The sequence below is a fragment of the Viridibacillus sp. FSL R5-0888 genome, from assembly GCF_038009105.1.
GTDB classification, from domain to species: Bacteria; Bacillota; Bacilli; order Bacillales_A; family Planococcaceae; genus Viridibacillus; species Viridibacillus arenosi.
The window spans coordinates 3063151-3077596 of record NZ_JBBPAU010000001.1; the positions used below are offsets into that span (position 1 = coordinate 3063151).

General features: G+C 35.0%; 12 protein-coding genes and 1 other RNA gene. 2 read left to right on the top strand and 11 right to left on the bottom strand.

What is annotated here, in order from left to right:
• Window positions 1-317 precede the first annotated feature (317 nt).
• On the top strand, window positions 318-908 hold the full coding sequence (locus tag MKY02_RS15280; protein WP_076065249.1) for a peroxidase-related enzyme: 591 nt from the start codon (window positions 318-320) through the stop codon (window positions 906-908).
• A 77-nt stretch (window positions 909-985) separates the two neighbouring features.
• On the opposite strand, the gene MKY02_RS15285 is transcribed toward MKY02_RS15280, so the two are convergent.
• The 11 genes from MKY02_RS15285 to MKY02_RS15335 form a co-directional block, all read right to left on the bottom strand.
• Window positions 986-2485 carry a carboxypeptidase M32 gene (locus MKY02_RS15285; protein ID WP_076065181.1) on the bottom strand — a complete coding sequence of 500 codons (1500 nt, stop codon included), beginning with the start codon at window positions 2483-2485 and terminating at the stop codon, window positions 986-988.
• Window positions 2486-2659: 174 nt separating this feature from the next.
• Window positions 2660-4558, bottom strand: coding sequence for an ATP-dependent DNA helicase (locus MKY02_RS15290; RefSeq protein ID WP_038190537.1), 1899 nt, complete (start codon window positions 4556-4558; stop codon window positions 2660-2662).
• A gap of 704 nt (window positions 4559-5262) precedes the next feature.
• On the bottom strand, window positions 5263-5463 hold the full coding sequence (locus MKY02_RS15295) for a hypothetical protein (protein WP_340711483.1): 201 nt from the start codon (window positions 5461-5463) through the stop codon (window positions 5263-5265).
• Between the two features lie 210 nt (window positions 5464-5673).
• Window positions 5674-6810, bottom strand: a complete 1137-nt coding sequence (locus tag MKY02_RS15300; RefSeq protein ID WP_038190551.1) for a THUMP domain-containing class I SAM-dependent RNA methyltransferase — start codon at window positions 6808-6810, stop codon at window positions 5674-5676.
• A gap of 2 nt (window positions 6811-6812) precedes the next feature.
• The gene (locus tag MKY02_RS15305) at window positions 6813-8552 is read right to left on the bottom strand and encodes a sensor domain-containing protein (RefSeq protein WP_038191187.1); all 1740 of its coding nucleotides are present in this window, start codon (window positions 8550-8552) and stop codon (window positions 6813-6815) included.
• Between the two features lie 78 nt (window positions 8553-8630).
• Window positions 8631-9020, bottom strand: an RNA gene (rnpB, locus tag MKY02_RS15310) — RNase P RNA component class B.
• Between the two features lie 65 nt (window positions 9021-9085).
• Window positions 9086-9406: a cell division regulator GpsB gene (gpsB, locus tag MKY02_RS15315; RefSeq protein WP_081730154.1), complete on the bottom strand. Its 321-nt coding sequence runs from the start codon at window positions 9404-9406 to the stop codon at window positions 9086-9088.
• Window positions 9407-9525: 119 nt separating this feature from the next.
• Window positions 9526-10770, bottom strand: coding sequence for a ribonuclease H-like domain-containing protein (locus MKY02_RS15320; protein ID WP_340711484.1), 1245 nt, complete (start codon window positions 10768-10770; stop codon window positions 9526-9528).
• A gap of 1 nt (window position 10771) precedes the next feature.
• Window positions 10772-13051 (bottom strand): DEAD/DEAH box helicase, encoded by a 2280-nt coding sequence (locus tag MKY02_RS15325; protein WP_038190563.1) that lies wholly within the window; start codon window positions 13049-13051, stop codon window positions 10772-10774.
• A complete protein-coding gene (locus MKY02_RS15330; RefSeq protein ID WP_038190566.1) occupies window positions 13029-13409 on the bottom strand; it encodes a YppE family protein in 381 nt (126 codons plus the stop codon). The genes MKY02_RS15325 and MKY02_RS15330 overlap by 23 nt, the downstream gene beginning before the upstream one ends.
• A gap of 79 nt (window positions 13410-13488) precedes the next feature.
• Window positions 13489-13668, bottom strand: a complete 180-nt coding sequence (locus MKY02_RS15335) for a hypothetical protein (protein WP_143691494.1) — start codon at window positions 13666-13668, stop codon at window positions 13489-13491.
• A gap of 160 nt (window positions 13669-13828) precedes the next feature.
• On the opposite strand from MKY02_RS15335, the gene recU reads away from it, so the two are divergent.
• A complete protein-coding gene (gene recU / locus MKY02_RS15340) occupies window positions 13829-14431 on the top strand; it encodes a Holliday junction resolvase RecU (RefSeq protein WP_038190569.1) in 603 nt (200 codons plus the stop codon).
• Window positions 14432-14446: the final 15 nt, after the last annotated feature.

A 14446-nucleotide genomic window follows, 5' to 3' on the forward strand; every position in this document is an offset into this window, starting at 1 on the left:
TATTTTATCATTTTTTTAGTTCATAGATAGATTAAAAGTCTATTACAATAGTTTTAAAAATTTCCTTCTAATATTTTCTAATTTAATAGAATGTTAATGCATATAATGCCAAATATCTACTTTCTTGGTTTGATTATAACTTATATCACAAATACTTTTTTGCCAGAAAGTATAAGTCTTAAACAATAAAACTTTCGATTATACATTTTTATGAATATTATTAAATTGTTTAGGTCTTTTATTTCAGTCAAAAAAGTTGTAATGTTATGAATATGAATTAATTGATTTTTCCAACAAATAAAAGGAGTGTTATTATGATGTCAAAATATACAGAACAACTCTCATATTTACAAAAACCTGATGAAAAGAATATTCCAGTTGAATTGCAAATAGAGTTTGACAAACATGTAGATTTTCAACAAGAGAATTGGGGCTTTATCAATAATTTATTCAAAATACTTCCATTAAACCCACTGCAATATAAAGGTTTTTTAGATTTCAAAAATACTATGTTTGATGAAAACACATGCTATTTGAGTAATTTAGATAAGGAAATGATGGGCTTGGTTGTATCCTCTACTAATAGCTGCGCTTATTGTTTAACAACACACAGTGATGCATTACGGGGTTTAACAGGAGATGCTAATTGGGTTGATCAACTCACTTTTAACTATCGATCTGCAATATTAACAAAGAAACAACGCGCACTATGCGATTATGCATATTATGTTACTACTTATCCTCAAGAGACAACTCGACAACAAGTAGACCTGTTACGTTTAGCTGGCTTTAGCGACCATGAAATTTTGGAAGCTTCATTTATTGCTGGATTCTTTAATTTTACAAATCGTTGGGTAAGTACAATTGGTGCTGTACCAAATCCAGGGCATTATACTCATAATAGATAATCAAAAAGCCAAAGAGCAGTTTATATAAGCGCTCTTTGGCTTTTGTTAATATTAAATTGATTGGTGTGTAGACCGTTTTATAAGTTATATATTCGCGTATATTTTTCTATTAAATAATCGGCTAAATACTTGGCATTTAAACCTTCACCAGTAGCTCCTTTTAATAGTTCAAAAGGTTTTTTAAGTGCACCATATTGATGTACTTTTTCTGTTAACCATTCGCGAATTGGAGTGAGATTACCTTCTGCCAAAAGTTCATCAAAGTTTGGAATATCTTGATCTATCGCATGTTTAAATTGAGCTGCATACATAAAACCAAGTGCATAAGATGGGAAATATCCAAAACTACCACCAGACCAATGCATATCTTGTAAGATTCCTTCTGCATCATTTTCTGGTGCAATACCCAAATACTCTTCGTATTTTGCATTCCATACTTTTGGTAGGTCCTCAACCTGTAAGTTTCCATTGAATAATTCTTTTTCAATTTCATATCGAATCATAATGTGAAGTGGATATGTTAATTCATCAGCTTCAATTCGAATTAAAGAAGGTTGCGCTGCGTTAATTGCACGTAAAAACATTTCTAATGAAACATTTTCAAATTGTTTCGGAGAGTGTTTTTTCAACATCTCAAAATTATGAGACCAAAAGTTTTTATTGCGTCCTACAAAATTTTCAAAAAACAATGACTGAGATTCATGAATGCCCATTGAAGTTCCTGTGCTTAGTGGTAAACCATCTAATTCTGGCATTATATTTTGTTCATATAAAGCGTGTCCACATTCATGCACTGTACCAAGAAGTGCAGATCGGAAATCATGTTCATCATATTTTGTAGTTACGCGAATATCACCTCGGTTTAAACCGATCATAAACGGATGAACTGTTTCATCTAAACGACCTGCTTCAAAGTCGTAATCAAGTTGTTGTAAAATTTCTAAACAAGCTGCCTTTTGCCCTTCTTTTGGAAAGAAGTCAAATATGAAACTCGTATCTGGTTGATTAGGTGATGCGACAATTTTTTGAACTAATGGGAGAATAGTTTCCTTCAATTCTCCAAATACGCGGTCCAATATATCCGTTGTCATATCAGGTTCATATTGGTCCAATAATGTGTTGTATGGATTATTGTCCTTGATTCCCCAATAAGTAACGAACTTTTGTTGCGCTTCAATAATGCCTTTTAAATACGGTAAGAATAGACTGAAGTCTGATTTTTCTTTTGCTTGTTCCCAAACAGCTTCTGCTTTTGATTGGAGTACGACATATGCTTTATATTCATCTGCTGGGATTTTCTTATTTAAATCAAAAGCTTTTTGCGTTTCTTCATATGAACGACGGACAATTTCTGATAGTTCTTCTTTTTTTGTCGAAAGCTCTTGAAGTATTTCAGCTAATTCATCGGATGTTTGTAATCGGAATAGTTCTGACGAAATAGTACCTACAACTTCTGCTCGTTGCTCTAGCCCCTTTTTTGGTGCTCCAGTGCGCATATCCCAATAGATTACTGAAAGAGCTTCTTCATAATTATCGATTTTTTTTATGTAATTTAAAAAGCGTTGTTCTACTGACATTTTATTACCCCCTTATGTTCCTTCTATTTTATCACGAAAACCGAAGTAAATCAGTTGAAAAATTCTGTTTGTTATTTAGCAGAATATTCACGTCATTACACCCTAAAAAGTGCTAATAATTCTTCTCACATTCAAAAAAGCCAGCTCATTATATTTTGAGCTGACTTTTTCTTATTAGACTTCTGTAGCTTCGACTGCGAAAATCGGTTGTATTTTCTCTTTATGTTTGTATTCTTCTTCATTCAATAAAATATGAATGTCTCCGTGGTCTTTTGAAGTACGGATTAATCGCCCCATACCCTGCTGTAGTCGTAACAGCATGAATGGTAAATCAACCTCTTCAAAAGCATCGGTAGCAAATGAACGCTTTGCATCAAATAATGGATCATTTGGTGGGAAAGGTAAATCGAAAATTATCACACGCGTTAATGATTCCTCGGGTAAGTCTAAGCCTTCCCATAAATGATATGAGCATAGTACTTTTACTTCGTCCGCTTGGAAATCACGGATAAGTGACGATAGTTCGCGATCCCCTTCAAACGCAACATCTGCACGTAGTTCCTCAGCCAATTGCCCTTTAAATTTCTGCATCGCTTGTTTTGATTTAAATAAGATTAATGTTTTTTCATCATCTTGTAATAACTTTTCAACAGACGAAAGTTTCTCTTCTTGAGCTACTTTGTGCAATTGAATCTTCATAACTTCTTCATATTCAAATGGAGAAGAGACAGAGAATGATTGGAATTTGTTAATCCCTAAACTGTTTGCGATATATGAGAAATCTTTATTGATTGATAGAGTTGCTGATGAGAATACATAAGGTATTTTTTTCGAGAACAATTTTTCCTCGAGTACTTCTGTAATAAGTCTAGGCATGATGACAAGTGTCTCTTCACCATCTGTTTCCTCTAACCAGTCTACAGCATCTCCTTGCGCGATAAATATACGCATTGCAGCTTCGTATTGCTCTAAGAACTCCTCTACCATACGTAGCTCATATTCAGGAATGACATACATTTCTGATTCGAAAACAAACTCTTCAAGTAAAGATTCTACTGTATCAATCACTTTTTGACCAAGCTTTAGAAGTAAAGGAGATTTATTAATTCGTTTACGATCTTCATCCGATTCAATGACATCATCACGTAGTTGGTCAAAGAATAATTCATGACCATCTTGCAATTTTTCCATTGTATAAAGCGTTTTTTCTCGTAATCCATCAACCATTAACATATCTAGAAGCTTTACGATTGTATAATCTTGCACTTTGTAAGTCATCGCCTTTTGTGCAGCGTACTCAAGTAAGTGGCCTTCATCAAGTACAATCATGGATACTTCCGGTAGAAGTGCTAATTGTCCTTCACGTTCACGTGAATCTTTTGTAGCAATATGCTCCATCAAGAAATCTTGTGAACAGATGATTAAATCCGTTGCTTTACGGTAATCTGCACGATGTAGCGTTTGCCCACAGCGGTTGCGAAGATCACAAACCGAACACTGTTGAATCGAGTTGTAGTTGACTTTTTGCCAATCAACATCGCTAACATTTGGATAGTCACTACGTTGACCATATAAAGATAATGGTCCCTGGCCAAAGACGCCATCTGGTATCGTTTCTACGATATCATCTATATATTCACCGTCATGAAACTTTTCAGCCTCTTCAAAGCGTTTTAAACATAGGTATTGATCACGTGATTTTGCTAAACGCACATCAATATTTAAATCAAGATATTGCTGTAATTTATGAATATCGCCACCATCTTTAACGAGCTGGTCGATTAAAGTTTCATCTGCACATGCAATCAATGCTGGACGTCCAGTATAACGCGCATAAGAAATAGCTGGTAATAAGTATGCAATTGTTTTCCCAGTACCTACACCTGCTTCAGCAAATAGCACTGATTTTTCACGTAAAACTTTTTCAATTTGATAAGCCATAAAGATTTGCTCATCACGACATTCTAGACCCTTTTCAGGTAATTCATCATAAAGCATATCGCCCATCCAATCACCCAACGAGTCGAAGAATGATTTTTCTTTTGATAGAGCAAATGGTATTGCTTGTCTCATCTTGTTCCCCCTCGTACGTCAACGAAAATAAAATTATATTCAACTAAACGGTAATTGAAACCTTTGTTATTATAGCATTATTCTTAACTACCTTGTTAAATGCATGTATATGATTTAATTTTTTTTCAGTTTATGTGTTCAATTTGTGGTCATATCACGGTTATCATAGTGTTACCCAGAAAAAAGGAAATTAAACACCCGGAAATTGGTGCACCTAATATAATAGAAGAAACTCTGTTAAATTTATATGAAATTGGTTAACAAAACAGCCTTCTATTTTCAATAATATAAAGAATGAGACAATGTTCTTTATTTACTTAACAAAAAATTATATTGGTTATTGTTAGCAATTATTCTACAATTTAAAATTAAATACATATCATATAACTCTTAGGTATAGAAAGTGATCTTAATTTGGGGGCTAGAGAAAATATGTGGAAATGATGTGGCATCAACATTGCGAAGAAAACGTTTTTCATTCTAACTCCATCTCTTTCCAATGGGATTTAGCATTATCTTATATTAGTAGTAAAAGTGTGAAATTATTCGGAGGGAAAAAGTGTGCAGTTCAAGCATTCTAGTTTTCGATTTACGTTTTTGTATAATTATTTAAGAAGATATAAATTCATGTTATAAAAAAACACCCGCTTAGAGGTGTCTAATAACTTCAGCTAATTTAAACTCGATCTACAACATAAATAGCCTTAAATTACCCCTTTTTTGTTATCCATTTGCGAGGTTTTAGATTTTGCATATTGATTAAATTCTGCTAAGAATAAAGTTATTGCGAACATCAACAAAATAACTGGAAACATGAAATATTCCGATTCATAATTGGTAACACCCAAAAAAACAAATAACATAAACGATACACAAAGAGCTATAGTTCCAGATAAAAGCTCCATGAATCCTCCCCCTTTTCTAAACATTATATTCCATATTAAACCATAAAATTTATTGCAACAAGAAGAATATTTATTTAAATTAGATTTTCATGGAATATTATTTAGTTATAACCGAATTGAGTTAATTACTGACATGCCCAGATACGAGTTTGCTTTTTTCCAAAATCAAACCTAAAAAAACGGAATGGGATATCCCATTCCGTTTAAAATTTAGTTTCTCGGTGTACGTTGACCCCAGAATTGATAAAAATCAGTTCTGATAAACCCGTTGAATAATTTGCGTTTTTTTGTCGCTTTTCTGCCATAAAGTGTTTCAAAGTTTTCCATTGATGATAGCATGTAGACTGACCAAGATGGATACTTCGCCATATTGTCACCCATCTCACGAATCATTTGTTCAACCATTTCTATATCACCAATACGTTCACCATAAGGCGGGTTACCAATCATTACGCCATCAGTTGATAATGTAGTAAAGTCTTTTACTTGCATTTGTTTCCAAGTAATCAGGTCTGCAAAACCAGCTTCAACAGCATTACTTTTTGCAATTTGAACCATACGATGGTCAATGTCTGATCCAATAATTTCTAAAGGCTGATCGTAGTTTGCAACATCTTCTGCTTCCATACGAATATCATCCCAGATTTGTTGTTTCATCCAAGGCCATGCTTCTGAAATGAACTCACGGTTGTAACCAGGAGCCATATTTTGCCCAATCATTGCAGCTTCAAGTGCAATTGTACCTGAACCACAGAAAGGATCTACAAATGGACGATTTGGATTCCATTTAGAAATTTGAACAAGCGCTGCTGCTAACGTTTCTTTTAATGGTGCTTCACCTTGATCTAGTCTATACCCACGTTTGTGTAGGCCTGCTCCACTAGTATCAATTGTAAGTGTAGCCACATCTTTTAAAATTGAAATTTCAATTTTAAATTTCGGTCCAGTTTCTTCTAAGAAACCTAGACGTTTATAGTGGTATTTCATTCGTTCAACGATTGCTTTTTTTGTAATCGCTTGGCAATCAGGTACACTAAATAATTTAGATTTAACGGATTTACCTGTTACAGGGAATTCTGCATCTACCGGTAAAAATTTCTCCCAATTGATCGCTTTTACTCCCTCAAACAATTCATCAAATGTGCGAGCTGGAAACTCACCTGCAATAATTTTCACTCGGTCCGCTACGCGTAACCAAAGATTCGTTTTTGCGATTGCCTTCTCGTCACCTTCAAAGTAAACTTTCCCGTTTTCTGTTGTTGTTTCAAATCCTAGGTCCTGAAGCTCTTGTGCGACAATTCCTTCTAACCCCATTGCTGCGGTTGCTACTAATCGAAATGTTGTCATTGTTATTTCCCTTCTAACTGTTCTAATTCCCAAAATTCTAGGAATTCGATAAATTCATCTAAAGGTAATGGCTTTGAGTAATAGTATCCTTGAATCATATCACAGCCCATTTTACGTAATAGCTGAACCTGTTCTCTTTGCTCTACTCCCTCAGCAATTACCTTCATATGTAAACGATGCGCCATCTGAATAATGGCATCTACTACTGCTTGTTTATCATCTAACGAACATATATGTTGTATAAAACTACGATCAATTTTTAAATAATTTAATGGAAACTGCACTAAATAGCTAAGAGAAGAATAGCCTGTTCCAAAATCATCTATTGACAGTTTAAAACCTAATTGCTTTAAGAGTACTAATTTTCGAATCGTTTCTTTTTCACTGTTCATAACCGTACGCTCAGTTAGCTCAATTTCAAAATAATGCGCAGGGCAATTATTTCTCTCTAATATTTGCATTATGGATTCAATGAAATTACTTTGATGAAAGTGAATACTCGATATATTCAATGCTATTGGCATATTTTTTATATTTTTTGATTTTAGTTTTAGATAGTCCTGGCATGCACGATTAATAATACATTCACTAATCGGAATTATTAAACCTGTTTCCTCCGCATAAGGGATAAATTCACCTGGTGAGACGAAGCCTAATTTTTCATTTTGCCAGCGTACTAAAGCTTCCACTCCTACGATTGCACCAGTTGTAACGGAAACTTTGGGTTGATAATGTAATTCGAAGCTGTCATTTTCTATAGCTTTTCGTAACTCGTTATCTAGGAGCAACACACGTTTGCTATCTGTTTGTAGTTCGTCAAAGTAAAAAGAAAATTGACCTCTGCCATTCTGCTTTGCAAAATACATTGCCTTATCAGCTTTGGTTAATAATACTTCCGTATCATCTCCATCATGCGGATAAATGCTAATTCCTATACTAGTGGACACATATAAATTCTGATCTTCAACCTTAAAGGGTTGTTCTAATAATTGGATGATCATTTCAGCCAAATGTACAGCTTCTCTAGGGTGATGGATATTCGTTAATGTAATAACAAATTCATCACCACCATATCTAGCTAAAATATCTTTATTTTTCAATAGTGATTGTATTCTTTGTACTACTTCTACTAACAAATTGTCACCAACTGCATGACCAAGTGTATCATTTATTTGCTTAAAGCGATCTAAATCTAAAAATAAAACAGCATGTTGATATAAGCGTGTAGAGGATGATTCTAGTAAAACTTTCATTCGCTCAGTATAGGCAAATCTATTTGAAACACCGGTTAATGAATCTGTCATTGCACGCTTTTCAAGTTCGTCTTCAACGTCCTTTTGTTCTGTTAGGTCGGAGAAAACACCGCAGTAGTTCGTAACTTCACCTTGCTCATTACGAACTTCCATGATTGATAGCCATTCTGGATAGACATCACCGGTTTTACGGCGATTACATATTTCACCTTGCCATTCACCTTTTGAGTATAGCTCGTTCCACATGCTTTTATAAAAATCACTGTCATGAATGCCCGATTGTAAGATAGCAGGGCTATGTCCAACAACTTCTTCTTTTTTGTAGCCCGTAACAAACTCAAAAGCTGGATTCACATTTATTATTTTCTTTTTTGGATCAGTTATCATGATTCCTTCAGAAATTGTTTCAAATACTTTTTGTATTAATTCGTCAGAATAGCTAGAAATAGTGTTTTGGTTAATAATCTTTTTAATAGATATTTTTTCCATATTTTTCACCATATTCCCAAAAGAAAGGCCCTCCAGGAACTGGAGAGCCTGACTGTTCATGTTTAACATCATTGAAAGTTCAATAAGCCATGTTTTGTGCCCGAGTACTCAAACGATTTACATCTCGTACAACCGGGTAGTAATCATCTATCTACGTGAGATGCAAGCATTCACGTCTCTCCATCCATTCATTTCCTTCAGGAGAGTGCCCCTACCATAATTTGGGTTTCTCACTCGTGGGGTTTACCTCGTTCCACCTGTTACGTTTCCGCACCAGCTTCGTCACTGTGGCACTTTCAGAGAGTTTCAACCATATCCTATAAAAGACTTAGGTTTTCCTCCCGCCGTCAGCCAAAAGACTGCCTTAGCTTATTTATTCACTAAGCACGAACACTACGGTCATCTCAGAACCGTGCGAGCATGGACTTTCCTCGACAATGTCAAGCATTGCAGCGATTACCCGAAAATTCATGATGATGTTTTTTATTATAATATAAAAACATATCTAACCCAATAGAACCAAAGACCTATATTCAATCGTACAGTTTATCTCCAAAAACATGTTTTTCTAAATTAGAGATTCTTTTCAAAATATCGAAATTTGTATTTGCAGTATATTGTGGTTGTTGTGGTTGAACTGGTGCCGGATTGTGACGCTTAGCACTCTGGGCAACTTCAAGTTCTTGTTTTAGCATGTTTATCTCTTCTTGCTTTTTAGCTAAAACTTTTTCAAAGTTCTCATAATCTTGAATAATTTCATCTAAAAATTGGTCTACATCATCTTGACTATAACCTCTTAAACCTGTTTTAAAATCTTTATCTAAAATCTTTTTCGCTGTTAATTTTGTATCCATATACATCGCCCTTCCATCGCAACATAAGTGTTCTTAGTATAGCATATTTCTTAAGGGCAATGCTTAATCACAGCCATTTCCCAACGTTTTTTTGTCGAAAACTGCGATTGCCCAGGAAATTATTTCTTCCTTTCAAGCCTATTCTTCCGTTTTTGCATATCCGCCAGTCTTGAAATTTTAGATTCCTTAGACCACAGTGAACTTTCCGTAACAAGTTTCAACGCTTGATTTGTCATGTCTAATGCAAACTCATAGTTTTTATCACGGTGTTCAAAAATTTTCGCTAACTCAATGAGCGCAGTAATTTGCTGTCTTCCTTGTAAATACGGCAAAGCTTGTTGGAATGACTTACGTGCCTCTATATAATTCTGCTGTTTTTTTTGTTGAAACCCTAGATGGAAATAAGCATTTGCTGATTCATCACTCGAATATTGATGCGTTACTTGCTGTAAAAGTTCCTCACTGCGATCTATTTCTCTTAAATCAGCGTACCATTTACCAATGTTTGTATACGTTGTAGCTGATTCTTCTGCAATTCCTTCACAGAGTAAATTGGTTGCTTGAACATACAGCGTCAATAATGATAATAAATCCCATTCATTATGTTGCAGCACTTTTAGCAAAGCATCCGGCTGCCCACTTTTGACCGCGTCTAAATAAATAATCGGTGCTAAATAACCAGGCACATCGTCAAGACGAGTGAAGCCCAATTTTTCTTCTTCTACTTGGGTAAGTTTCATACGTGCCATGTCATTTTTCCAAATACGTTTTGAACCATGAAATAAATCGAGATGATTATGCTCTTTTAATGGTGGTAGGTCTTTTTTATTTAATGTCCAGCGAGTTTGTAACTGTGGCCAATCGAAACTTTTACCATTATACGTAATAACGGTTTTCTTTCCTTGCCAAAATTTCGATTCAAACAAGAATGCAACCTCATTACTCGGATCAGCTAATACGTACTGCTTTAATGTAAAGCCATCCTCAGACTCTTCAAGTAAACCATTCAGAAAAATATGAGTACCTACTCCTTTTAATCCAGTCGTTTCTGTATCATAGAATATAATATTATTAGCATCCGTTAAAGATATAGGATGTGAATTTCGAGTTTGTTGCCACTTTTCAAAAGCATCATATAACTCTCCTAAATAAATACCACCGTGTTTATACTCAAGAGGATAATGCTTCTCTAATAAAAAGACTACACCAAAATCATTTTCTATCATTTCTAGACCAGCATCTTGCCACATCCCAGCATAATTAGGGACGTCCGGCTTTAGAAAGGGTTCTTTTTCTATTACTTGTTGTGTATTATTTTTCTTCAGTAGTTTTTTCATTTGAAGTATTTTATTTTCATATGACATATTAATCATCCAACTCTTCTAATAGAAATGATTTCAAAAAATTCAATACTTGTTTCTTACCTTTGTCACTTAAATCTTGTGCGCCTATACAAGAAGGACAACCATTTTGACATGGACATGCATCAACATGTTCAAATACATGCTGAATAAGTGGTTCCCAAATATCATACACCCGCTCGCTCAATCCAATACCACCTGGATAACGATCGTAAACAAAGAATGTTGGTTTCTCTGAATGTACCGCCTTCACTTGAGGTATGACATGGACATCGCTGCGGTCACTTTGAATGAATAATGGAATAAAACTGTTCATCGCAAACGCCACACCTGTCATAGCACTTGTTAAATCATCTTCTGACCAGTTTACTGGCTGCTCAAATGATAACCATGTAGAACTCGTATGCAGTTCTTCTGGTGGTAAATGTATTGGACCAGAACCGATATTATCATGTGAATCAAATCTAATTTTTTTAAATATAGTAGCAGTCGCCAAAATCATAACATCACCAAATGCTGCTTCTGCTTGGCCAAGATGCTTTTGCTTATCTTCACTCATAACTTTTAATTCAACAGCTAGATTAGCATCCGTAAAATAATCAACATCCACTTCACGAACATAAGCTTTCTTCTCTTCCCAATCAAGTTTTTCTACTTGAAATTGTACACCTTGATGTAAATAGATAGCTTCTTCATGAAGTAACGTAAGCGCACTATATCGATCCATTTCCCCAATAACACGAGTATTTGCAGGAATAGATTGATCAATGATGACAACATTTTCTTGCGATGCTGAACGCAAACTAATTTCGTGTGCTGGGAAACTATCGCTCATCCAATGCCATTGTTCAGACGTTTTTAAAAGAACGTCCTCTTGCTGTAGATATTCCAATAACTCTTGAATCTCAAACTCTCCGTACATATCAGTCGTTTTAAAAGGCAACTCAAAAGAAGCACATTTTAAATGATCCATTAAAATGAGCATATTATCTGGATAAATACGGGCTTCTTCTGGAGAACTTCCTAATAAATAATTAGGATGATTTATAATGTATTGATCCAATGCAGTAGATTGTGCCACATAAATAATTAGCGCTGCATCTTGCCTTCTACCAGCGCGTCCTGCTTGTTGCCATGCACTCGCAATATTGCCTGGATATCCCGTCATTATACAAGCTTGTAATTGACCAATATCAACTCCGAGCTCTAATGCATTCGTACTCACAACTGTTTGGATTGTGCCATCACGTAAACCTTTTTCAATCGATCGCCGCTCCGAAGGTAAATAACCTCCTCGATAACCTCGAATTGATTCATCTTGGATTTTCTTTTTCGTCAATTCCTTCATATACGTAACAAGCATTTCCACTCGCACACGACTTTTAGCAAAAATGATTGTTTGAATTTGTGCTTCATATAGCTTTCTAGCTAAATCTCTCACTTCTAAAATGGCGCTTCTTCGAACACCAAAAGTAGGATGAATAATTGGTGGATTATAAAATAGGAATGTTTTTTTCCCTACTGGTGCTCCGTTATCTGCAATTAGTTGATGTGTTGTATTCGTTAAATTCTCTGCCAGCTCTTTCGGATTTTTGATTGTCGCTGATGTACATATAAAGATTGGATCACTTCCATAAAAACGGCAAATACGTTGCAAACGTCGAATAACGTGAGCAACATGGCTACCAAATACTCCTTTATATGTATGCAACTCATCCAAGACAATATACTGTAAATTCTCAAATAACGAAACCCATTTTGTATGATGTGGCAAAATCCCTGAATGTAACATATCGGGATTAGTCATAACAATATGACCAGCCTTACGCACCTTCTGACGAATACCAGGTGAAGTATCACCATCATATGTGTAGCTTAAAACTTCCTCTCCACTTTGCTCTATTAACTCATTCAAATCACTTTTTTGATCTTGTGCAAGAGCTTTTGTCGGGAATAGGTATAGGGCACGTGAGGCTTTATTTTCTAAAATAGCTTGTAAAACGGGTAAATGATAGCAGAGGGATTTTCCAGAGGCAGTTGGTGTGACGGCCGTAAAAGATTGCCCATTAGTCGCATAATCGAATGCTTGTCTTTGATGCGAGTAAAGCTGACTAATACCACGCTTTTGTAAAGCTTTGATTAAAGAAGGGTGTAATTTATCGGGAAAAGGGACGAGCTTTGCTGGCATTGCATCAATTGTATGTTGATGCTCAATTCTCTCCATCATTTCTGGATACTGTTGCCATTCTGCTAAAAGCTCATCAATCGTTTTTTTCTGAAGCATATTGTTCACCATCCTCACGCAAATAGCGCAAAAAAGTCTCTAATGTATATTTCACCGATTGTATTGATTGATAAAATCGTTTTTTACTCGTTGCTTTATAAAAAGATTGCACCACAAATTGATCCATCGCATCTAGCGCATTATCAATTTGTGTATTGTGCATATATTTGGGTTTATTTAATAGAATCCATTTCTCAGACTCTGACTGCCAAGTTACTAATATAGCATGCCAAGTATCAGCATGTGGTTTCACTTCAAGAAAGAAATCCGGAGATGTGTCTTCTTCTCGCATACGTAAAAATCGTTGCCAACATGCATCGCATTCTTCTAATAATTTTTCTGTGGTAGATAATAGCATTTACACACACCTCCATTTTCAATTTAATATTAAGTATTCATTTAATTTCAGTGTATCAAAATATCGTAAAAGAAACTACTTATGCACGAACGAATATTCCTTTCGATTGTTTTTCAAGATTGCTTAGGCGTTGTTGAACTGTTGCAATGTCATTCATATGTTTTTGAATTTCGGTGTGACGTTCCACAGACATTTGTGCTTGTAGTAACTGATCGATTAATTCAAGTTGAGTAAGTAAATGAGATATTCTTTGCATCATAATCGCCTCCTAGCTTTATGATTTCCTTATAAATTGAAATAATCCTTTCCACAAGACAAAACAAGTGCGAGTTCGATATAAATAGAAAAAATCTCTGTCTTTTCTGCTACGATTTTTGTTTATAAAAATATGTTATTATTATTGTTGATGAGGTGGTCAAATGGCAATTCGCTATCCAAACGGAAAAAAGTATACTCCACCAAATTCTGAAGTAAAAAAAAGGAGTATAAAGGATTATTCCTATAGTAATCGGGGCAAAACTTTAGAAGATGAAATTGATGAAGCAAATGATTTTTATTTACAACGACAAATAGCAGTCATTCATAAGAAACCTGTTCCGATACAAATCGTCAAAGTAGAGTATCCTTCGAGAAGTGCAGCTGTTATACGGGAAGCATATTTTAGAACACCTTCTACGACGGACTACAATGGTATATATGAAGGTTACCATATCGACTTTGATGCCAAGGAAACGGAAAGTAAAACATCTTTCCCTTTAAAAAACGTGCATCCACATCAGGTTGAACATATGACGGTTGTTGCAAAGCAGCGAGGTATTTGCTTTCTATTAATACGTTTTTCTTCCATGGAACGTTATTTTGTAGTACCTTTAGAAATGCTGCAAAATGCTTGGACTAGGATGCTTACGGGTGGTCGTAAATCAATTTCTTTAGTAGAATTTGAGGAACAAGCAATTGAAGTAAAACCAACTTATAGTCCACGTATCGATTATTTACAAGCAGTACGTAAAATGCTGCCATAAATTATGAATGTTTGT

Excerpts from the sequence above, each read along its gene's own strand:
- MKY02_RS15280 (WP_076065249.1), top strand. The coding sequence starts at position 318 with ATGTCAAAATATACAGAACAACTCTCATATTTACAAAAACCTGATGAA.
- MKY02_RS15285 (WP_076065181.1), bottom strand. The coding sequence starts at position 2,485 with ATGTCAGTAGAACAACGCTTTTTAAATTACATAAAAAAAATCGATAAT.
- MKY02_RS15290 (WP_038190537.1), bottom strand. The coding sequence starts at position 4,558 with ATGAGACAAGCAATACCATTTGCTCTATCAAAAGAAAAATCATTCTTC.
- MKY02_RS15295 (WP_340711483.1), bottom strand. The coding sequence starts at position 5,463 with ATGGAGCTTTTATCTGGAACTATAGCTCTTTGTGTATCGTTTATGTTA.
- MKY02_RS15300 (WP_038190551.1), bottom strand. The coding sequence starts at position 6,810 with ATGACAACATTTCGATTAGTAGCAACCGCAGCAATGGGGTTAGAAGGA.
- MKY02_RS15305 (WP_038191187.1), bottom strand. The coding sequence starts at position 8,552 with ATGGAAAAAATATCTATTAAAAAGATTATTAACCAAAACACTATTTCT.
- gpsB (WP_081730154.1), bottom strand. The coding sequence starts at position 9,406 with ATGGATACAAAATTAACAGCGAAAAAGATTTTAGATAAAGATTTTAAA.
- MKY02_RS15320 (WP_340711484.1), bottom strand. The coding sequence starts at position 10,770 with ATGTCATATGAAAATAAAATACTTCAAATGAAAAAACTACTGAAGAAA.
- MKY02_RS15325 (WP_038190563.1), bottom strand. The coding sequence starts at position 13,051 with ATGCTTCAGAAAAAAACGATTGATGAGCTTTTAGCAGAATGGCAACAG.
- MKY02_RS15330 (WP_038190566.1), bottom strand. The coding sequence starts at position 13,409 with ATGCTATTATCTACCACAGAAAAATTATTAGAAGAATGCGATGCATGT.
- MKY02_RS15335 (WP_143691494.1), bottom strand. The coding sequence starts at position 13,668 with ATGATGCAAAGAATATCTCATTTACTTACTCAACTTGAATTAATCGAT.
- recU (WP_038190569.1), top strand. The coding sequence starts at position 13,829 with ATGGCAATTCGCTATCCAAACGGAAAAAAGTATACTCCACCAAATTCT.